Here is a 21286-nt window from a genome sequence, read left to right as displayed (position 1 = left end):
CGGCTACCCACACGGCTCAGCAGCAGGTCGGGAAACTTGTGCGCTCAAACTGTCAACAATCCGACAATGTGTCATCATGCCTGCATGGAGTACGAATTCGGGTGGGGTGATGGCCCCGGCGAGCAGGTTGGCATCGGGATCGTCTGCCCGTTCGATATGGCTCTCGACCGCGAGCTGTGGCGCTGGATGCCCGACGGCGTCTCGCTGTATTTCACCCGAACCGGATTCATCGACGCTCCGGTCGACGTCGACATGTGCAAGGACCTGAACAACCACGCCGAGATCGCGGCGGCGGTGCGCGCGATATCGGCCGTTCGGCCCAGTGCATACGCGTACGCGTGTGCGTCGGGCAGCTTTGTCTACGGCATCTCCGGGGCGGTCGAACTCTCCAACTGCATGTTGGGTGCCGGTGCGCAGCGTGCGGTCACGACGTCGGAAGCGCTGTTACGCGCGTTGGATGCGTTGGGAATCAGTCGGATAGCCGTGGCGACGCCCTATACGAATGCGCTCACCGGGTTGCTGTGCGACTTTCTCGCGCAGGCCGGACGCAGCGTGGTGGCGCAGGCCGGACTCGGTCGTGACCACGACATCTGGACCATTCCGTATTCGGTCACGGCCGATCTGATCCGTGGCGCCGACCATCCGGACGCCGACGCGATCTTCGTGTCCTGCACCAACCTCTGGACCTACGACGTCCTCGGCGCACTCGAAGCCGAACTCGGCAAGCCGGTGCTCTCGGCCAACCAGGTGACCGCGTGGGCGACGCTCGTCGACGCCGGCGTGCTGTCGCCAGGGATCACTCACTCCTACGCGGTACCTGCTGCCGACCAGTCGCTGTTCGCACGCGCCGCGTGAGCGACTCCGATATCGGGTTGAGCGAAGTAGGGTTGGGTATGGCCACCGATAAGCCCTTCGACGCTGCGACCGATGCAAAGTACGTGCAGCTGACCACTTTTCGCAAAGACGGGACGCCGGTGTCGTCGCCTCTGTGGGCGGCCTACGACGGCGAGTCGCTGCTGATGTGGACAGAGACCGACTCGTGGAAGGTCAAGCGGATTCGACGCGACTCGCACGTCGTCGTCCAGGCGTGTGATGCCCGCGGAAAGAAGCTCCAGGGTCAACCGGTGGACGGAACCGCGACGATCCTCGACGCCGCCGGTACCGATCGCGCGCGCAGCGCCATCTCGAAGAAGTACGGCATCGTCGGCTGGGGTCTCGTCAGGGCAAGCCTGATCCGTCGTGGCAAGGATGGGACGATCGGCATCGCGATCACACCGCGCTGAGTCGACGCCGCCGGGCAGCGGGAATCTCGTGATAGCAACGGGCCCATACCATTTCGTGTTCGACGGGGCTGATCGCACCTGAAGCGAGACGGCCATCGGCGTCGCGCAGGGCAGCGGCGAGTTCGCAGATACTCCGCTGGGTAGCTCGGGCAGTGGCGTCGGTTCCGTAACCCGTCCACGCCTCCATTGTGCGTGTCTGCGTGCGCACCAGGTGGGTCCGCTGCCCCACGACCACAACCGTCGCGAACGCGACAACCATTCCACTCAGCATTCCGGCAAGCCCGGAGCGACCCATCCACGACGCGATCAACGCTGCGGTCAACACCGTCGCGATCGCGACGAAGGGTAGTGCCCGCCACACGCGCAGCCAGCGCGCGTCGTCCGCGCTGGCACCCGGCGGATACACGACGATGCGATGGCAGACCCAATGGCGCGCGTAGCCGACCTGGACGTATCCCCAGCGCGACGATCCTGACTCGTTCATGTGATCGGTTCTAACTCCTACACACGCGGGAGAGCGTATTCCTCACGACTTCTCGACGCCGTGAGCGCAGATCTTGACGCGCCTTTGACGGGCCTTTGACGAGGCCCGCTGCACGGCTGAGTCGCTCGGCGCGAAGGTTGCGTCAACAAACCCCGGCGCCGCGTATGGAACGCGTTAAGAGGTCTTCCAACACAGACGAATTAGACAGAAGCTGTGGTGCGCCGTTCGCCAGCTCGACGTTCGGCATGCCCAGCCAAGGAGTGTGACAAGTGGCCGATGTGCTTTATGTACTCGCCGCGTTGATCGGCTTCGCGATATGCGTCCTGGTGGTCCGGGGCGTCGACGCGAGGATCGGCCGATGACTGCAGACGGAGTGTTGAACGTGGTTCTGCTGGTCCTGTCGGCGGCGACAGCGATCTACCTCATGATCGCGCTGATCAAGCCGGAAAGGTTCTGAACGTGAATTCATCCCTTGCGGGGGCGCTCCAGGTGGCGTTCGTCGTCCTGGTTCTCGCAGTCGTCTACGTGCCGCTGGGCGACTACATGGCCCGCGTGTACCGCAGCACTCGCGATCTGCTGCCCGAGCGCGCGATCTACTCGTTGGCTCGCGTCGACGCCCGACGCGAACAGACGTGGGTCGGCTACGTGCTTGCGGTACTGGCCTTTTCGCTGATCTCGTTTCTCTTTCTCTATCTGCTGCAGCGGCTACAGGGCGTGCTGCCCTGGTCGGACGGCAAGGCAGGTGTCAATCCCGCGACGGCGTTCAACACCGCGATCTCGTTTGTCACCAACACCAACTGGCAGTCGTATTCGCCAGAAGTGGTTATGAGCAACCTTTCCCAGATGCTCGGACTCGCTGTGCAGAACTTCGTGTCTGCCGCCGTCGGTATGGCTGTGGCCGTCGCGCTCATCAGGGGATTGGTGAACCGACGCGGCGACGGACTGATCGGCAACTTCTGGGTCGACCTCACGCGTACGTGCGTCCGTATTCTCCTGCCGCTCAGCGTGATCGTCGCGATCGTGCTGCTGACTCAGGGTGTGGTGCAGTCGTGGCACAGCGGCTTCGGCTTCACGACGATGTCGGGTGATCCTTCCCGAAGCATGGTGGGGCCGTTCGCTTCTCAGGAGGCGATCAAGGAACTCGGAACCAACGGCGGCGGCACGCTGTCGGCGAACTCGGCGCATCCGTTCGAGAATCCGACGCCGTTCAGCAACGTCGTGGAAATCCTTGCGATCCTGATCATTCCGATCTGCCTGACACGTACCTATGGCACGCTGGTGCGCGATCGACGCCAGGGCCTCACGCTGCTCGGCGTGATGGCGGCGATCTGGGGCGTGATGCTCGCGATCGTGTGGAGTTTCGAATCGCACACCAACGGTCTCGCCGCTCAGGCTGCCGGCGCGATGATGGAGGGCAAGGAACAGCGTTTCGGTATTCCCGGAAGTGCGTTGTTCGCGGTCTCGACAACCGGAACATCTACGGGCGCAGTCAATGCCGCCCACGACAGCCTGTCTGCCGGCGGTGGTGGAGCGGTGATCTGGAACATGCTTCTCGGCGAGGTCGCGCCCGGCGGCGTCGGCACCGGTCTGTACGGAATCCTGATGATGGCTGTGGTCACGGTGTTCGTCGGCGGTCTCCTCGTCGGACGCTCGCCGGAGTTCCTCGGAAAGAAGATCGGCCAGAACGAGATCACCATGGCGGCGCTGTACGTGTTGGTCATGCCCGCTCTGGTGCTGGTCGGCGTCGGTGTCAGCGTTGCGATGGGTTCGACGCTCGACGCCCAGGGCAACAGCGGCGACCCGGGGACTCCGGGATCGATCCACGGGTTCTCCGAGGTGATCTACGCGTATGCGTCGGCAGCGAACAACAACGGCAGCGCGTTCGGTGGGCTGACGGTCACCAGTGACTGGTTCCAGACGTCGCTCGGAATGGCGATGCTACTCGGCCGGTTCTTGCCGATCGTGTTCGTGCTCGCGCTCGCGGGGCTGCTCAGCCGCCAACGCCCGCGCGGGGTGGTCTCGACAAGCTCGACCAGCGGCGGGAGCTCGGCCAGCGGCGGGAGCTCGGCCAGCGGTGGGAGCCCGGCCGGCGAGGTGGTCTCGACAAGCTCGACCAGCGGGCAGGGCTCGACCAGCGGTGGGAGCTCGATCGGCGGTGGGGTGGTCTCGACAAGCTCGACCAGCGAAGGCAGCTCGACCAGCGCTGCGGAGGTCTCGACAAGCTCGACCAGCGGTAGCGGCGGGGTGGTTGCCGTCCTCGAGCGGCAGGAGGCCGTCCGGGCCGAGGCCAATCTCCCCACGCACGGAGTTCTGTTCGGCGTATTGCTACTCGGCACGATCCTTCTCGTCGCCGGTCTCACCTTCTTCCCGGCCATGGCGCTGGGACCCATCGCGGAGGCACTTCTGTGAGCGTCAACACCATCGAATCCGATGTGACACCCGAGGAGGCGACGGTCGAACAGCGTGAGGAGACACAACTGGTCTCGCGCGGCTCGTTCGATCCTCGTCAGCTCATCACGTCGGTTCCGCAGGCACTGCGGAAACTCAACCCGCGCGACCAGGCGCGCAATCCGGTCATGTTCGTCGTGTACATCGGTTCGATCGTGACCACCGTGCTCGCGATCTGGCGGCCATCGTGGTTCGCCTGGCTGATCGCGGCGTGGCTGTGGTTCACCGTGCTCTTCGCGAATCTGGCCGAGGCTGTCGCTGAGGGCCGAGGTAGGGCACAGGCCGATTCACTGCGAAAGGTGAAGCGCGACAGCTTGGCTCGTCGACTCGACGAGAGCGGTTCGATCTCTCAGGTCTCGGGAACGGCACTGCGGGTCGGCGACCTCATCGTCGTCGAGGCCGGTGAGGTGATCGCGGGCGACGGCGACGTCGTCGACGGCATCGCCACGGTCGACGAGTCGGCCATCACCGGCGAGTCCGCTCCGGTGGTGCGTGAGTCCGGCGGCGACCGCTGCGCGGTGACGGGCGGCACGGTGGTTCTCAGCGACCGGATCGTCGTCAAGATCACCGCCGCGCCCGGAGAGAGCTTCGTCGATCGGATGATCGCGCTCGTCGAGGGTGCGTCGCGCAAGAAGACGCCCAACGAGATCGCACTCGACATCCTGCTCGCGAGCCTGACGTTGATCTTCCTGCTCGCGGTGGTCGCGGTCGGGCCGATGCAGCAGTACGCGGGCCAGAGCCCCGATGCGATCAAGCTGATCGCGCTGCTCGTCTGCCTGATCCCGACGACGATCGGTGCGCTGCTCAGCTCGATCGGTATCGCGGGAATGGACCGGCTCGTGCAGCGCAACGTGCTCGCCATGTCGGGCCGCGCGGTGGAAGCCGCGGGCGACATCGACACCCTGCTGCTCGACAAGACCGGCACCATCACCTTCGGTAATCGCCGGGCCACCGAGATCTTCCCCGGCCCGGGTACCTCGACGGCCGAGCTCGCCGAGGTGTCCTACCGCTGCAGTCTCGCCGACGACACTCCCGAGGGGCGCAGCATCGTCGAATTGTGTTTGGACGAGCATGATGTGGTGCCCGCCGACGCGGAAGCACTTGCCGCGACGCGTGGTCACGAGCACCCTGAGTTCGAGGTCGTGCCCTTCACCGCGGAGACGCGTATGAGCGGTATCGATGTACGCACCGGTCCCGGACCCGTCGTCGAGTACCGCAAGGGTGCCGCCGACGCGGTCGCGCGGTGGGTGATGAAGCTCGGTGGCGACATGCCGGTCGAGGTGACCGAACGAGTCGCCGAGATCTCGAACGGCGGAGGTACGCCGCTGGTCGTCGCCGTCAACGACGAGACGCCGCGTGTGCTGGGTGTGATCCAGCTGTCGGACGTCGTGAAACCCGGTATGACAGAACGCTTTGCGCAGCTGCGTGAGATGGGTATCCGCACCGTCATGGTTACCGGCGACAACCCGCTCACCGCGAAGGCGATCGCCGCCGAAGCTGGCGTCGACCACTTCGTCGCCGAGGCGACACCGGAGGACAAGCTGGCACTGATCCGTGCCGAGCAGTCAGGTGGACGACTGGTCGCGATGACCGGTGACGGCACCAACGACGCCCCCGCGCTCGCGCAGGCCGACGTCGGTGTGGCGATGAACTCGGGAACGTCGGCGGCGAAGGAAGCCGGCAACATGGTCGACCTCGACTCCGACCCGACCAAGCTCATCGACATCGTGGCCATCGGCAAGCAACTGTTGATCACTCGCGGCGCACTGACCACGTTCTCGCTGGCCAACGACCTCGCGAAGTACTTCGCGATCCTGCCTGCGATGTTCGTGAGCATCTATCCGCAGCTCGACACGCTCAACATCATGCGGCTGCACTCGGCACAGTCGGCGATCGTGTCGGCGGTGGTGTTCAACGCGCTCATCATCGTCGCGTTGATCCCGCTCTCACTGCGTGGTGTGCGGTACCGACCCAGCTCGGCGTCGAAGTTGTTGGGGCGCAACCTACTCGTCTACGGCGTCGGCGGTGTGATCACCCCCTTCGTGGGGATCTGGCTCATCGATCTCGTCGTCCGCTTCCTCCCGGGAATGGGGTAATCGCAGCATGAACACCATCACGTCCGGATTCCTCCGGCAGTGTGCCGTCGCGTTCGCGATGCTCGTGGCGCTGACAGTGATCCTCGGCGTCGCCTATCCGACGGTTGTCTGGGCGGCATCGCGCATCGGGTCGAACTCAGCAGAGGGGTCGCAGGTGACCGACGCCAAGGGCTGTAACGCCGGGTCGTCGCTGATCGGGGTCGATCCGAAGGCACCTGCTGGGACTCCCGACAGCTATCTGCACGCACGGGTGCTCGGCTCGGCCGACGATCCGATGGCCACCGGCGATCCGTCGGCCTCGGCCGCGAGCAATCAGGGCCCCAACAGCGAGACGCTCGCGCACAATATCACCGCGCGCCGCGCGTTGATCGGCGAGCGTGAGGGCGTCGCGCCGTCGGCAGTGCCCGCGGACGCCGTGACCGGCTCCGGCTCGGGTCTCGACCCGCAGATCAGCCCGGAGTACGCGGCGATCCAGATTCCACGGATCGCACGCAACAGCGGGAAGTCGCAGGCTGCGGTCCGAGAGATCGTCGAGGCTCACACGTCAGGACGGCAGTTCGGATTCCTGGGGCAGCAGCGCGTCAATGTGCTCGAGGTGAACCTCGCGCTGGGTCACACGGTGTGCAAGTGATCGCCGGTCGCGCTGATTAGACTCGGTCCCATGGGTTCAGGTGCTGACACCCGAGGTCGACTCGAAGTCTTCCTCGGGTGTGCGCCCGGAGTCGGCAAGACCTACGAAATGCTTTCGCATGCACGAGGTCTCGCCGACGAGGGTGTTGATGTGGTGATCGCGGTTGTCGAGTCGCACGGGCGCTCGGCAACCGCGGCTCTCACCGATGGTCTCGAGGAGATTCCGCGTCGCGAGGAGGTGTATCGCGGGGCCGTCCTCGACGAGATGGATATCGACGCCGTGCTGGCGCGTGCCCCACGCGTCGCACTCGTCGACGAACTGGCGCACACGAATGCTCCCGGATCGCGAAATGCCAAGCGCTGGCAAGACATCGAGGAGTTGCGCGACGCGGGCATCGACGTGCTGACAACGGTCAACGTGCAGCATCTGGAGAGTCTGAACGACGTCGTCGCCCAGATTACCGGTGTCATCCAGCGCGAGACCGTTCCCGACGCTGTCGTGCGTGCCGCTGACGAGATCGAGTTGGTCGACATCGCCCCGCAGGCGCTACGTCAACGACTCAGTGCGGGCAAGGTGTACCCGGCCGGACGCATCGACGGGGCGCTCTCGAACTACTTCCGCCAGGGAAACCTGACGGCACTGCGCGAATTGGCACTACTGTGGCTCGCCGACCGCGTCGACGACAATCTCGCCGACTACCGCGCGGCGCACGCGATCACCGACACGTGGGAAGCACGCGAGCGCGTAGTGGTCGCGATCACCGGTGGACCCGAATCCGCGACCCTGATGCGTCGAGCGAGTCGCATCGCGTCACGGTCGAGTGCGGAACTGGTTGTGGTGCATGTGGTCCGCGGAGACGGACTAGTCGGGACACCCGCTGCCGAGCTGTCCCGGCTGCACGAGTTGGCCGAGGGATTCGGCACGCGAATCCACACCGTTGTGGGCGACGACATTCCGTCGACGCTCCTCGACTTCGCACGTGGCGTCAACGCGACCCAGTTGGTGCTGGGTACGTCGCGCCGTCCGCGCTGGCAACGACTCTTCGACGAGGGCGTCGGTGCGAATGTCGTTGCGCACAGCGGGAAGATCGACGTCCACATGGTCACCCACGACGAGACGCGTCGTCGAAATCGACTCGACATTCGCGACACGCGCTTCCATCGTCCGTTGAGCTGGGTCGCGGCGGTCGTGGTACCGGTGATCATGACGGTCATACTCGCCGTCCTGGACCGTTGGTTGGGGTTCGCCAGCGAGTCGGCGTTGTTCTTCGTGACGGTGCTCGCGGTCTCGCTGCTGGGCGGCATCGGGCCTGCGGCATTGTCGGCGGTGGTGGCCGGCCTGCTGCTCAACTACTTCTTCACCAACCCACGGTTCACGTTCACCATCAACGAGCCGGACAATCTCATCACCATCCTTGTCATGCTGGTGATCGCGATAGCGGTTGCCGCACTGGTCGATTCGGCTGCGAACAGGCGTCGGCAAGCCAGCCTGGCAAGCCGTGACGCCGAGTTGTTGGCGTTGTTCTCCGACGCCGTGCTCGGTGGAGCTGACGTCTCGGCACTGCTGCAGCGCGTGCGTGAGACCTACGACCAGACCGCGGTATCGGTGGTGCACAAAGAAGATGGTCGACGCGTCGTCGACGCCGCTGTCGGCGACGACCCGCCGCAGCGCGCCGAAGACGCCGACACGGTCTGCCCGGTCCCCGGCGGTGAATACGAATTGCTGTTGCGCGGGCCGAAACTCGGCGGTCGGGATCGACGGGTACTCACCTCGGTGGCGATCCAGGCCGCCGGCGCGGTGCAGCGTCGTCGACTCGAACGCGAGGCGTCCGAGGCACGTGCACTCGCCCAGACCGACGAGATGCGTCGCGCACTGCTGTCCGCGGTGAGCCACGATCTGCGCACACCGTTGGCCGGCGCGAAAGCCGCGGTCTCGAGCCTGCGTGCGGGCGACGTGACATTCAGCCCGGAGGACACCTCAGAACTCCTCGAGACAATCGACGAGTCGGTCGACCACCTGTCGGCGCTTGTCGGAAATCTGCTCGACTCGTCGAGGCTCGCGGCAGGTGCCGTGCGGCCAAGACTCGCGCGCACCTACCTCGTCGAGGTGGTGCACCGTGCAGCGACCGCGGTGAGCTGGGTCGGTGGGCCCATCCCGGAGATCGCCTTCACCTTCCACGCTATGTGGGCATACACCGACGGTGGACTGCTCGAACGCGTCCTGGCCAACCTGATCGACAACGCGGTGCGCCACGGTGGGGGAGGTGGCGCCGGTGTCGAGGTCACGGCAGAGTCCGAGACCGACGACGACGGTGTGCCGCGTACCGTCATTCGTGTGATCGACCACGGCTCCGGGATTCCCGCCGACAGACGCGGGCAGATCTTCGACGCCTTCGTTCAGGGTGGCGACCGCAACGGTGCCGACGGCGGCGTCGGGCTGGGTCTGTCTGTCGCGCAGGGGTTTACCGCCGCGATCGGTGGCACGCTCGGTGTCGAGGAGACACCGGGCGGCGGCACCACGATGGTCGTCTCACTTCCGGCGGAGGACGACGAGTCATGACCGACGGAATCCGAGTCCTCGTTGTCGACGACGAACCACAGTTGTTGCGGGCCTTGCGAATCAATCTGAGCGCCCGTGGTTTCGCTGTCACGACGGCGTCGACGGGAACCGCGGCGCTCACCGCGGCAGCCAAGGTCAACCCGCAGGTGGTTGTCCTCGACCTCGGGCTTCCCGACATCGACGGCTTCACGGTTCTGGAGGGATTGCGCGGGTGGACCAACGTGCCGGTCATCGTGTTGTCGGCGCGCGGCGAATCGGTCGACAAGGTGGCTGCGCTCGATGCGGGTGCCGACGACTACGTCACGAAACCCTTTGGGATGGACGAGTTCTTGGCGAGGCTGCGTGCAGCGGTGCGTCGTGGAGTCGCTGCGCCGGATGCGTCGGAGGTGCCGGTTGTCGACGCGGGAGACTTCGTGGTCGACCTCAGCGCTAAGCAGGTGTCGCGTCACGGTGAGCAGGTCCACCTGACGCCGACCGAGTGGGGGATTCTGGAACTACTGGTGCGCAACGAGGGAAAACTGGTGGGGCAGAAGGACATCCTGAGTACCGTGTGGGGTCCCAAGTACCTCAACCAGACCAACTATCTGCGCGTGTACCTGGCCAGTCTGCGCCGCAAACTCGAAGACGACCCGGCGCATCCGGTGCATCTGCTCACCGAGGCCGGGATGGGGTATCGCTTCGTACGGGGACACTCGGCACCTGAGCAGGCTGGGTCTGGAGGCGCGGAGCCTGAACAAGCGGCGTCTGACTGAACAACGCGCCCAGCTTGTCGGAGTGCGGGGTTGCGCCCGCGAGCCGCGCACCCTCCCAGGCAGTCACCTGGTTCGCGGTGAGGACCGGTTTGCCGACCTGCGCCTCGAGGTCGTTGATCCAGGTTGCCGTGTGTAGTGCGGTGTCGGGAATCAGGATGGCCTGCGCCGCAGGCTGATCGGCGGTGACGACCATGTCGAACAGGGTGTCGCCGTCGATGAACCCGGCGTCGGTCGCGGTCAGAATGTCGTTGGCGCGCATGCCGACCACCTCGATATCCGCGCCGGCGAGGAACGTCGTGAATCCCGCGGCGACGTCGCCCGGATAGCTCGCCGCGACCGCGACCGCGTCGATCCCGAGCGCTCTGCACGCCTCGGCAAACGCGAGCGACGTCGACGATGCGGGTAGTCCCGCAACCTCGGACAACTGCGCGGCCTGCCGTTGTGCGCCCTCCCACCCGTAGAGGAAGCTGCCCGAGGTGCACGCCCACATCAACGCTGCGGGGTCGTGTGTGCGTGCGCGCTGTGCGCCGTCGAGTAGTCGGTCGGACTCGCCGACAGCGCGCATGGCGCCGACGGTGTGGTCGTCGGAGTCGATCTCGGTGATCACCACGGGCAGGCGAATCGACGGGCTGAGTGCGTCCTCGATGAGCTGGTAGTCGTCCTCGGCCGCGTGTCCCGGGTAGAGGACCGCGGTGATAGCGGTTGTCACGGGTTGACCTCCCGACTAGATTGTCAACAATCAAACAATTGTTGTTCTCACCGTATCGGAACCGGAGGTGACCATGCAGGACTCAGTGCGCACGATGTCGGCGTCGGAGCTCGGTGACGCCTACCGCAGTGGGTTGCTGAGCCCTGTCGACGTCGCTGCCGAGCTACTGGACACCATCCCGCAGGTGAACGCCGAGATCAATGCCTTCTGTGTCGTTGACCCGGACACGACGATGGCTGCCGCACGCCAATCGGCGGCTCGCTACGCCGCGTCGACTCCCATCGGTCCGCTCGACGGCGTGCCGGTGTCGATCAAGGATCTCCTGGTCACCGAGGGGTGGCCGACGCTGCGCGGCTCGTTGACGCTGAGCCCTGACATACAACGATCCGACGTCGACGCTCCAGCGGTGGCACGACTGCGCGAGGCGGGAGCCGTGCCGCTCGGCAAGGTCACGACGCCTGAGTTCGGCTGGAAAGGCGTGACCGACAGTCCCCGGACCGGCATCACGCGCAATCCGTGGTCGACCGATCGGACGTCGGGAGGTTCGAGCGGAGGTAGCGCCGCTGCCCTCGCGGCGGGACTCGGGCCACTGTCGGTCGGCACCGACGGTGGCGGCTCGATTCGTATTCCGGCTGCGTTCTGCGGAGTCGTCGGGCTCAAGCCGACGCTCGGCCGGGTGCCGATGTATCCGCCGAGTCCGTTCGCGCCGGTGGCACATGTCGGACCGATGACGCGCAGCGTCGTCGACTGCGCGTTGTTGCTTGACGTCATCAGTGGTTTCGACTCGCGCGACTGGTCGGCGGGGCCGACGCCGCAACCTGTCGCCCCGGAGATCATCGCAGGCGCGCGGGGTTTGGACGGCATCCGCGTCGCTTACAGTCCCGATCTCGGCTATGGCGTCAATGATGCTGCGGTGCAGTCGAATACCGAGGCTGCGGTCGGCGTTCTACGCGACCTCGGAGCCACGGTCGACGAGGTCGACATCGGGTGGGACGATCCGGTCTGGGCGTACCACACGGCGTGGTTCGCGGGAGCGGCCGCGGTGGTCGGGGCTCTGGACCCTGCCCTCCGGGATCGCGTCGACCCGAAACTGCTTGCGGCACTGGAACGTCACCGCGACTTCAGTGCGGCCGACTATGTGGATGCCACTGCGCTGCGAATGGCAATGGGCACACAGATGGGTGCACTGCACGAGGAGTACGACGTTCTGGTGACACCGTCGATGCCGTCGGTCGCATTCGAGGCGGGCGTCGACGTGCCTGCAGGTTCGTCGTCGCAGGACTGGACGTCGTGGACGCCGTACAGCTATCCGTTCAATCTCACCGGTCAACCTGCGATCACGGTGCCGAGCGGCTTTGCGCAGGACCCGTTGCTGCCCACTGGCATTCAGATCGTGGGAGCACGCCACGACGACGCGACAGTGCTGCGTGTGGCCGCGGCATACGAGTCGGTCGCGAACGTCGGCACGCTCGCAGATGCAGACTTTCGACGAAAGTCTGCTCACCTCAACGAAAGTCGAGACGGCTCGTGACCGATCGCTTCATCATCGTCAGCCTCACATCGCGCGATGTCAGCGCAAGGGCGAGACTGCTCGACGCCGAGGCGCCGCGCACCGCCGCCGCGGTGTGGGACGCTTTGCCGTTGGGGGGTCAGGTCTTTCACGGCAAGTTTGCGCGCAACGAGATCTATACGTTGGCACCCGCGTTCGCGGCGCATGAACCGGGACCGGAGAACACGACGGTCACACCGATACCGGGCGACCTTTGCTATTTCACCTTCGACGGTGTATTGGACAATCCCGCTTACGGTTACGAATCCGACGCCGCGCCGTCGGAACACTCACTGCTCATCGACCTTGCAGTCTTCTATGGTCGAAACAACTTGCTGGTCAACGGGGATGTCGGATGGGTTCCCGGAAATGTGTTCGCCACCATCACCGATGGTCTCGTCGAGTTCGCCGCAGCATGCAACGACATCTGGATGGGCGGCGCTCGCGGCGAAACCCTGACATTTGCGCGTGCATAGAGTACGAAGAAGAGGATGGTCACGATGACAATGGAGCGAACTCGATCGGAAGGTCGCCGTAGGGTTCTCGAACCGATCGAGCAGGAGTCGACACCTGCGATCATCGCCAGAAAGTTGCACGATGCGATTGCGAACGGTAACTTTCCGTCCGGTTCACAATTGACCGAAGCAGGTCTCGCAGCAGACCTGGGAGTGAGTCGGGGGCCGCTGCGAGAGGCGATGCAACGCCTGACTGCAGAAGGGTTGCTGGTGAGTCACCGCAACCGAGGCTTGTTCGTCGTCTCGATGGATGACGACGACATCCGGGACATGTACATCGCCCGGACGGCCGTTGAACGTGCGGCAATAGAGCAGGTGATCGAACACGGCGACCCTGCGGCGGTGCAAGCTCTCACCGACGTGGTTGCGTTGATGCGTCGTCATATCGACGATCCGAACGGCGAAGACATGGCCGAAGCGGATATGCGGTTCCATCAGACTTTGGTGGAGTACGCGCGGAGTCAACGATTGTCGCGCTTGCACAGCACGATCCTCGTGGAAACGAAGATGTGTCTACGCGCGATGCGGGGAACGTATTCCTCGGGAAAGGAACGTACCGACGAACACCAGGCATTGGTGGACGCCATCGCGGCTGGAGATGCGAAGGCGGCCGACGAGCTGATGATCGAACACATGAGAGACGGTCTCCGCCGACTGCTCTAGACGACATGTACTGATCACCGCCCACCGATGTGAGTCAGCGCGAAGACACACTGGCCCCGAGTCCACCCAGGAAGGCACAGATGGCTACGGCAAACTCCTCGGCAACCTATGAGGATCTCGCACCCGACCCCGAGTCGCGAGAAGGAAAAGCTCTACTCCGCAAAGCAATTGGCGCGTCGGCGATCGGCAACGCAACAGAGTGGTACGACTACGGCGTCTACGCCGCGACCGCTACTTACCTCACGCAAGCATTCTTCCCGGGGTCGCTCGGCTCGATAGGCACCATGCTCGGGTTCGCGATCTCATTCGTCCTACGCCCGTTGGGCGGCATGATCTGGGGTCCCATCGGTGACCGGATCGGACGAAAGTCCGTGCTGGCCATGACGATTCTGTTGATCGCCGGTGCCACTGCGCTGATCGGTGTCCTTCCGACACACGCCGTCGCCGGGATCTGGGCGCCGATTCTGTTGATAGCGCTGCGCGTGATTCAGGGCTTCTCGACCGGCGGCGAATACGGCGGTGCTGCGACGTTCATGGCCGAGTATGCGCCGGACAACAAGCGCGGCAAGTACGGATCGCTGCTGGAGTTCGGCACACTCGCCGGGTTCAGCGCGGGCACCGCGATCGTTCTGTTCCTCGAGCTGTTGCTCTCCGACGAGCAGATGCAGACGTGGGGCTGGCGAATTCCGTTCCTGATTGCGCTGCCGCTCGGGTTGATCGGTCTGTATCTGCGCTCGCAGCTGGAAGACACCCCGGTGTTCCAGGAGCTGGACAAGCGCGACGAGATCACCGGAAGCGCCTACACCCGTTTCAAGGATCTGCTGAGCAACTACTGGAAGCCGATCCTGATCATGTTCGGCATGGTGATCGCACTCAACGTCGCGAATTACACGCTGCTGGCGTATCAGCCGACGTACCTGAAGGAGACGATCGGGCTGTCGGAGTCGTCGGGTTCGACGGTGGTGCTCATCGGGCAGCTCGCGATGATGGTGGTGATCCCGTTCTTCGGAGCGGCGTCGGACAAGACCGGGCGTAAACCGATGTGGTGGTTCTCGCTCATCGGACTCTTCGTATTCGCGATACCGCTCTACTGGTTGATGGGTAAGGGATTCGCTTGGGCAATAGTGGGATTCGTGATCCTGGGACTGTTCTATGTGCCCCAGCTCTCGACCATCTCCGCGACGTTCCCGGCGATGTTCCCCACTCAGGTGCGCTACGCGGGCTTCGCGATCTCCTACAACGTGGCGACCGCCGCGTTCGGCGGTACCGCACCGCTCGTCAACGAAGCGGTGGTCAATGACACGGGCTGGAACCTGTTTCCCGCCGTCTACATGATGGGCGCGTGTGCGATCGGCATGGTGGCGCTGATCTTCTTGAAGGAGACGGCTGGAGCGTCGTTGCGCGGCACCGAGATTCCCGAGCGGACCGAGGACATCACGGTTCCGGAGAGCTCCACGGCGGTGACTTCGCGCTGACACGCGCGGACACCGGCTCGGTCGTCACGCGCTGATCCCGGCTCCGGCGTGCAGTGCTGACGGTCTGCGGCGGCTCGACCAGCGATAGAATCTGGCATATGTCGAGGCCCGAGTCGTATCACCACGGTGATCTCGCCGCAGCGCTGGTGCAGTCGGCGATCGAGTTGCTCAACGAGGACCGCTCTGCCGAGTTGTCGTTGCGCGCTGTCGCACGGCGCGCGGGCGTCTCACCCGCGGCGCCCTACCGGCACTTCGCCGACCGTGAGGCATTGGTCTCGAGCGTTGCTGCGGTGGGCTATCGCGAGCTGACTGCGCGGCTGAGAGCGGCGAGCGAGTCGCCGTCGAGCGTCGACGATGTAGCCGACATCGCCGTCGCCTACGTGCGGTTCGCGTTGGAGCGGTCGGGGTTGTTCCGCGCGATGTTCGCCGAGCGGTGCGACCCGACGAGCCCGGATCGGGTCGAGGCCGTCGAGGCGATCCATGGGTATCTGAATACCGTTGTCGCCGCTACGGTTTCGACGGCAGAGCCGGAAGAGGTTGCGACCGCGATGTGGGCGCTGGTGCACGGGCTGGCGTTCTTGTACCTCGGCGGAAAGTTCCCCGAAAGCTCTCCGGCTGAGGTCGACGCGCGGGTGCGTTCGACGGTGCGCGCTGTGCTCGGGGCGGTCGGCGTCAGCCGAGCAGTTCCAGCGCCACCAACGCGTAAGCCCGTGCGGCAGTGACCAGATCGTCGACCGCGACGGATTCGTCCGGCTGATGGGCCTGGGTGTTGATGTTGCCCGGACCGCAGACGATCGCCGGGATGCCGAGGTCGCGACTGACGAAACCGCCGTCGCACGCCGCGGTCCAGCCGCCGACGGACGTCTGGGCGTCGAGTGAGTTCAGCGCGTCGACGGTTGCGGTGACCAGTGTGTGGTCGGCAGGCGTCTCGAAGCCCGGCATCTCCATGGTGACCGCGACGTCGACCTCGATGCCGTCGGACTCGATGCCTGCGGCGGCGATGCGGCCGCGCAGCCATTCGGCGATGGCCTCCGCACTCTCGTCTGGCATCAGTCTGCGGTCGACTCCGAGTGCCGCCATCGGGGCGACAACGGAAATGCCTTGCCCGCCGCTCATCGTCCCGACGTTCCAGGTACCCGAGCCGAGAAGACCTGCGGCGCTCGCGGTCATCGCCTCGTGGTCGGCCCGGATGATGTCGATGATCGACGCCGCCGCGTAGATTGCGCTGCGGCCGTCGTCGGGGCGACCGGAGTGGGCGGCCTTGCCCCGGATGTCGATTTCCAGATACGACGCCCCGCGACACCCGCGGACGACGACCAGATCGGTGGGTTCGGCGACGACGCATCCGACGAAGTTGCGGGAGGTGTCGGCGCGGGCCACCAGGTCGCGGACGCCCGCTCCGTGTTCCTCCTCGTCGACGGTGCAGACCAACTGCACCGGACCGGAGAGTCGGCCCTGCGCGGCCAGCGGCGCCAGCGCCGACATCGCCTCGACGACCGAGGCCAATCCGCCCTTCATGTCGACGGTGCCGCGCCCGGTCAGCACGCCTTCGGACAACCGGGTGCGGTAGGGATCACCGGTCCAGCCAGGTCCGGCCGGGACGACGTCGGAGTGGCCGAGGAACATCAGTCCTGGCCCGTCGCCGCCGGGTAGCGTCGCGATGAGGTTGGGTCGGCCGGGCGTCACCTCATGGGTGGTGACGGTGAAACCGGCATCGCGGCAGGCATTTTCGAGAATGGCGACGGCCAGGGCCTCGGTGCCGCCCGGGTTCTCACTCGGGGCGTCGACCAGAGCTCTGGTGAGCGCGACGATCTCGTCCGGACGGATCCGGGCCACCACCGCGTCGGACTCGCTCACCGTCACTGGAATCCCCTTCGTGATTGTCGGCTGGCTATACCGACCTCATCTGTTCTGTGTCATCCTCTCGCAGCTTCCGGCGAGACGTCGAATTCCCTCGTCGATGCGCTCGGGCGTGCTCGATGCGAAGCACAGACGCAGGGCGTTACGGAACCGGCCGGTCGGCGACAGCGCGGGGCCGGGGATGAACGCGACGCCGTCGGCGAGAGCAGTCTCGAACAGTTCGCGGGTGTCGATCTCGGCGAACTCGCCGCGCAGGGTCAGCCAGAGGAAGAATCCGCCTTCGGGGTGCGTCGTCGACACGCGGTCACCGAAATGGCGCTCGACCGAATCGAGCATCGCGTCCCTGCGTTCGCGGTAGAGAACCCGCAGGCCGGCGAGGTGATCCTCGAGTCCGCCGCGCGCGATGTACTCGGCGACGATGTGCTGGTTGGGCACGTTGGTGCAGGTGTCCATCGCCTGTTTGCCGTTGATGAGCAGTTGGCGCAGCGACGGATCGGCGTCGACCCATCCGACCCGCCAGCCCGGCGCGAGGATCTTGGAGAACGTCCGCACCGAGAAGATCAGCGGATCGTGCGGCGACAGGGTCTGGAACGTCGGGACGTCGTCGCCGGAGAAGCGCAGCAGGCCGTACGGGTCGTCGTCGATGATGACGGCGCCCCACTCGTGCGCCAGCCGCAACAGCTCGCGTCGACGCTCCTCGGAGAGGGTGACGCCCGACGGGTTCTGGAACGTCGGGATCGTGTAGATCGCCTTGGGGGTGCGTCGGGTGCGGGAGACGAGGTCTTCGAGGGTGTCGACCTGCATGCCGTCGTCGTCGACGGGCACTTCGAGAAGCTGCGCGCCGTACGACAGCGCGGTGGCACTGCCGTTGGTGTACGTGGGTGATTCGACGACGACGAGGTCGCCGGGGTCGACGAACAGTTTGGACGCGAGGTCGAGGCCCTGCATGCCGCCGGTGGTGATGACGAGGCGATCGAGGCTCGACGGGTCGGGTGTGGTCGCGAGGTAGTCGACGAGGAGCTGCAGCAGCCGTGGTTCGCCCTCGGTGGCGCCGTAGGTGAACGACGAGTTGTCGAGGATCTCACCGGCGATCTGCCGGAACTCCGCGGCGGGGACGGCCTCATCCGCTGGCGAGCCCATCGCGAAGCGCACGATGTCGTGCGTCTGAGAGGCCAGCAGGGATGTCGATGAATCGATCATCGAGCCGACGAGATCCTTCGCGCGTCCGGCAAGGGGGAGCGTGTAGTTCATGGTGGTCACTGCTGACACCTCATTTCCTGATCAGTTCCCGTGGGAACGCGGTGAAGGTTTCGACGCCCGTCGGGCTGACTCGTACCGACTCGGAGAGCTCGAAACCGTAGTCGTCCATCCACATTCCGCAGACGATGTGGAAGGTCATGTTGGTTTCGAGGATGGTTTCGTCCTCGGTGCGGATGCTGATGGTGCGCTCACCCCAATCCGGTGGGTAACCGATCCCGATGGAATAGCCGAGGCGAGAGGGCTTTTCGAGACCGTACTTGGCGAGGGTCCAGTTCCAGGTCGATGCGAGCTCACGCGTGGCGACACCGGGTTTGATCGCGTCGAGGACGTTGTTGAGGCCCTCTGCCGTCGCGCCCGCGACATAGTCGAGATCCTTCGACGGTGCGCTCAGCGCCACGGTGCGGGCGAGGGGACAGTGATACCGGTTGTGCGCACCGGACAATTCGACGACGACGGCCTCGTCAGGCGTGAAAGTGCCCTGGTGCCAAGTCAAATGGGGAGTGTCGGCGGCGGCACCGGTCGGCATCATCGGCACGATCGCGGGATAGTCGCCGCCGAACTGGTCGGTGCCGGTGATCTGTGCCTGTGAGATCGCTGCTGCCGCATCACATTGCCGTACACCGACATCGATGGTCTCGATGGCGGCGCGCATCGCCTCTGAACACACCATGCCGGCCTGTCGCATGAGCTGCACCTCGGCGTCGGATTTCACCGAACGTACCCAGTTGACGAGTTCGAAGTTGTCGACGAGCTTCCACTCGGGGATGGCGTTGTGTAGCGCGCGGTAAGCCTTGGGAGAGAAGAAGTGTGAGTCCATCTCGAGTCCGACGGAGCCGCCCTTCGACGCCGGTGCGACCTGATGACGTTGCCGCAGCGCCCACGCGACCCAGTCGAACGGGTGCACGTGCGGGCGGTGCACGTAGCTCTCGGGATAGCCGACGATCTGCTCGTCGGGTAGCCAGGTGGTGCGGTGGGCGCCATGTGCGTCCATCTCGCGAGCGAAGAACAGCATCTCGCCGTCGATGGGGACGAACAGCATCTGCGGGGTGTAGAACGACCACGCGTTGTACCCGATGAGGTAGAAGATGTTCGCGGGGTCGGTGACGATGATCGCCGAAAGTCCTTGCAGATCCATCAGTTCGCGCACGCGGGTCAACCGCTGTCGGTACTCGCTGTCGGTGAAGAGTTGGGCGCCGAGATACACCTATCGCCTCCGTCGGATCGGGGTGGACGTGTAGGTGACGTCGAGGAACTCCTCGATGCCGAGACGTCCGCCCTCGCGGCCGAGGCCCGACTCCTTGATCCCCCCGAACGGGGCCGCGGGGTTGGAGACCAGACCCGTGTTGACCCCGACCATACCCACCGCGAGGCTCGACGAGATGGCGTCGAGACGCTCGGCGTCGCGACTGCAGACGTATCCGACCAGGCCCGCGGGCGTACTGTTCGCGGCTGCGACGACGGTGTCGTCGGCCTCGATTCCGGAGCCGTCGAACGGGATCAGAGCGGCGACCGGCCCGAAGATCTCGGTGCTCATGAGAGCGGACTCGGGGTGAACGTCGGTGAGGACCGTCGGCGGGTAGAAGTGGCCGGGGCCGTCGGGACGGGTGCCGCCGCACTGAAGCGATGCTCCGCGTCGAACGGCGTCGTCGACGAGCTCTTCGACCTTGTCGACGGCTTTGCGTTCGACGAGGGGGCCGACCTGGGTGCCCTCGGACATTCCGTTTCCGACGGTGAGTGTTGACATGCGTTGCGTGAGACCGCGTGCGAACTCGTCCATGACGTCACGATGCACGAAGATGCGATTGGCCGCAGTGCATGCCTGTCCCATGTTTCGCATCTTCGCGACCATCACGGCGTCGAGCGCGGTGTCGAGATCGGCGTCGTCGCAGACGATGAAGGGTGCGTTGCCGCCGAGCTCCATAGAGGTGCGCATCACCGTGTCGGCGGCCTGGCGCAGCAACAGCTTTCCCACCGCGGTGGAGCCGGTGAAGCTGACCTTGCGGGCGAGGCCCGACGACATCCACGCACCGACGACGTCACCGGGATCGCTTGTGGTGACCACGTTCAGGACGCCATCGGGCAGACCTGCCTCGCGGAGCACGTCGGCGAGGAGTAGCGAGGTCAACGGTGTCAGCTCTGCGGGCTTGAAGACCATCGTGCAGCCCGCGGCGATCGCCGGGCCGATCTTGCGTGTTCCCATCGCCAATGGGAAGTTCCACGGCGTGATCAGGATGCACGGGCCGACGGGGCGATGCCGGACGACGACTCGGTTGTTGCCGTCCGGGGTGAGGAAGTGGTCGCCGCCGATGCGTACGGCTTCCTCGGCGAACCAGCGGAAGAACTCTGCGCCGTAGGCAACCTCGCCACGCGCTTCGGGGTACGGTTTGCCCATCTCGGTGGTCATCAGGGTCGCGAACTCGTCGGCCCGCGCGGTGATGAGTTCGTATGCGCGGTAGAGGATCTCGCTACGCGAGCGGGGACTGGTTGCCGCCCAGTCGGATTGGGCGGCGGCGGCACGACGGAGGGCTTCGAGCGCGTCGTCGGCGTTGCCGTCCGGGACCGACGTGATGACCTCGCCCGTCGCCGGGTTCTCGACATCGAAGCGACGTTTCGAGGATGCGGGTGCCCAGGTTGTGTCGACGAGAAGTGTCATCGGAGTCCTTCCTCTGGTGATGGCTGTGCGCGGGGTAGTTCTTGTGCAAGGGGCAGCGCCTGTGCGAGCAGTTCGGCGAGGTGCTGCCCGTGGGCGTTGATGAGGGGGTCGGTGGCCGTCAGGTGGTCGACGCTCATCGCGCAACTGAACCCGTCGGTGATGACCGGGGTTTCCGGCGCGGCACGGAGCGCGGGCGCCAGGGCGTTCTCGGCCACCGCGACGCTGACCTCGTAGTGGCCCTTCTCGAAGCCGAAGTTGCCTGCGACGCCGCAGCATCCGTCGGCCGTGGTGACCTCGACGCCGAGCGACGCCAGTGCGGCCGTCGAGGCGTGCGCAGAGGGGTGAGAAG

19 protein-coding genes and 1 pseudogene are annotated in these 21286 nt (G+C 65.3%); 13 read left to right on the top strand and 7 right to left on the bottom strand.

Annotated elements, in window-relative coordinates:
* Positions 1-84 precede the first annotated feature (84 nt).
* On the top strand, positions 85-855 hold the full coding sequence (locus RND64_RS19445) for a maleate cis-trans isomerase family protein (protein ID WP_049700008.1): 771 nt from the start codon (positions 85-87) through the stop codon (positions 853-855).
* Between the two features lie 38 nt (positions 856-893).
* Positions 894-1283: a PPOX class F420-dependent oxidoreductase gene (locus RND64_RS19440; RefSeq protein WP_331436273.1), complete on the top strand. Its 390-nt coding sequence runs from the start codon at positions 894-896 to the stop codon at positions 1281-1283.
* Here RND64_RS19440 and RND64_RS19435 read toward each other — a convergent pair.
* Complete coding sequence (locus tag RND64_RS19435) at positions 1270-1767, bottom strand: DUF6611 family protein (protein WP_049700006.1); 498 nt, start codon at positions 1765-1767, stop codon at positions 1270-1272. The genes RND64_RS19440 and RND64_RS19435 overlap by 14 nt on opposite strands.
* Positions 1768-2125: 358 nt before the next feature.
* Between RND64_RS19435 and kdpF the strand changes: the two genes are divergently transcribed.
* From kdpF to RND64_RS19405, 6 genes are read left to right on the top strand one after another with little or no spacing between them, the layout of a single operon-like run.
* The gene (gene kdpF, locus RND64_RS19430) at positions 2126-2224 is read left to right on the top strand and encodes a K(+)-transporting ATPase subunit F (RefSeq protein ID WP_064861331.1); all 99 of its coding nucleotides are present in this window, start codon (positions 2126-2128) and stop codon (positions 2222-2224) included.
* 2 nt (positions 2225-2226) lie between these two features.
* Positions 2227-4176, top strand: a complete 1950-nt coding sequence (gene kdpA, locus RND64_RS19425; protein ID WP_049700004.1) for a potassium-transporting ATPase subunit KdpA — start codon at positions 2227-2229, stop codon at positions 4174-4176.
* Positions 4177-4199: 23 nt separating this feature from the next.
* Positions 4200-6311, top strand: coding sequence for a potassium-transporting ATPase subunit KdpB (gene kdpB / locus RND64_RS19420; RefSeq protein ID WP_235434422.1), 2112 nt, complete (start codon positions 4200-4202; stop codon positions 6309-6311).
* Positions 6312-6318: 7 nt separating this feature from the next.
* Positions 6319-6942, top strand: coding sequence for a potassium-transporting ATPase subunit C (locus RND64_RS19415; protein WP_049700002.1), 624 nt, complete (start codon positions 6319-6321; stop codon positions 6940-6942).
* 30 nt (positions 6943-6972) lie between these two features.
* Entirely contained in the window at positions 6973-9501 is a 2529-nt protein-coding gene (locus tag RND64_RS19410; protein ID WP_049700001.1) for a sensor histidine kinase, read from the top strand.
* Positions 9498-10253 (top strand): response regulator, encoded by a 756-nt coding sequence (locus tag RND64_RS19405; RefSeq protein ID WP_083444431.1) that lies wholly within the window; start codon positions 9498-9500, stop codon positions 10251-10253. Before RND64_RS19410 ends, RND64_RS19405 begins: the two co-directional genes overlap by 4 nt.
* Here the strand turns inward: RND64_RS19405 and RND64_RS19400 are convergent.
* Positions 10153-10962 (bottom strand): maleate cis-trans isomerase family protein, encoded by an 810-nt coding sequence (locus tag RND64_RS19400; protein WP_049700000.1) that lies wholly within the window; start codon positions 10960-10962, stop codon positions 10153-10155. The two genes, RND64_RS19405 and RND64_RS19400, sit on opposite strands and share 101 nt — an antisense overlap.
* A gap of 73 nt (positions 10963-11035) precedes the next feature.
* Between RND64_RS19400 and RND64_RS19395 the strand changes: the two genes are divergently transcribed.
* From RND64_RS19395 to RND64_RS19375, 5 genes are all read left to right on the top strand, one after another.
* On the top strand, positions 11036-12493 hold the full coding sequence (locus RND64_RS19395; protein WP_049700117.1) for an amidase: 1458 nt from the start codon (positions 11036-11038) through the stop codon (positions 12491-12493).
* Positions 12490-12987 (top strand): DUF3830 family protein, encoded by a 498-nt coding sequence (locus RND64_RS19390; RefSeq protein ID WP_049699999.1) that lies wholly within the window; start codon positions 12490-12492, stop codon positions 12985-12987. Before RND64_RS19395 ends, RND64_RS19390 begins: the two co-directional genes overlap by 4 nt.
* A gap of 15 nt (positions 12988-13002) precedes the next feature.
* Positions 13003-13689 carry a GntR family transcriptional regulator gene (locus tag RND64_RS19385; RefSeq protein WP_049699998.1) on the top strand — a complete coding sequence of 229 codons (687 nt, stop codon included), beginning with the start codon at positions 13003-13005 and terminating at the stop codon, positions 13687-13689.
* An 80-nt stretch (positions 13690-13769) separates the two neighbouring features.
* Positions 13770-15164: an MFS transporter gene (locus tag RND64_RS19380; RefSeq protein ID WP_049700116.1), complete on the top strand. Its 1395-nt coding sequence runs from the start codon at positions 13770-13772 to the stop codon at positions 15162-15164.
* 98 nt (positions 15165-15262) lie between these two features.
* Positions 15263-15886: a TetR/AcrR family transcriptional regulator gene (locus tag RND64_RS19375; protein ID WP_049699997.1), complete on the top strand. Its 624-nt coding sequence runs from the start codon at positions 15263-15265 to the stop codon at positions 15884-15886.
* On the opposite strand, the gene RND64_RS19370 is transcribed toward RND64_RS19375, so the two are convergent.
* The 5 genes and pseudogenes from RND64_RS19370 to RND64_RS19350 all read right to left on the bottom strand — a co-directional run.
* Positions 15837-17027 (bottom strand): M20 family metallopeptidase, encoded by a 1191-nt coding sequence (locus RND64_RS19370; protein WP_049699996.1) that lies wholly within the window; start codon positions 17025-17027, stop codon positions 15837-15839. The two genes, RND64_RS19375 and RND64_RS19370, sit on opposite strands and share 50 nt — an antisense overlap.
* 39 nt (positions 17028-17066) lie before the next feature.
* The gene (locus tag RND64_RS19365; RefSeq protein WP_049700115.1) at positions 17067-18275 is read right to left on the bottom strand and encodes an aminotransferase-like domain-containing protein; all 1209 of its coding nucleotides are present in this window, start codon (positions 18273-18275) and stop codon (positions 17067-17069) included.
* A 19-nt stretch (positions 18276-18294) separates the two neighbouring features.
* Positions 18295-19488: a M24 family metallopeptidase gene (locus RND64_RS19360; RefSeq protein WP_049699995.1), complete on the bottom strand. Its 1194-nt coding sequence runs from the start codon at positions 19486-19488 to the stop codon at positions 18295-18297.
* Positions 19489-20937 carry an NAD-dependent succinate-semialdehyde dehydrogenase gene (locus RND64_RS19355; RefSeq protein WP_049700114.1) on the bottom strand — a complete coding sequence of 483 codons (1449 nt, stop codon included), beginning with the start codon at positions 20935-20937 and terminating at the stop codon, positions 19489-19491. It abuts the gene before it with no gap.
* Positions 20934-21272 (bottom strand): annotated as a pseudogene (locus tag RND64_RS19350) (FAD-binding oxidoreductase); the annotation flags it as partial. The pseudogene RND64_RS19350 and the gene RND64_RS19355, both read right to left, overlap by 4 nt.
* Positions 21273-21286: the final 14 nt, after the last annotated feature.

Origin of the sequence: Gordonia sp. w5E2 (assembly GCF_036540975.1) — a bacterium.
Taxonomy (GTDB): Bacteria; Actinomycetota; Actinomycetes; order Mycobacteriales; family Mycobacteriaceae; genus Gordonia; species Gordonia jacobaea.
This window is presented reverse-complemented; position numbering and strand designations above follow the sequence as displayed.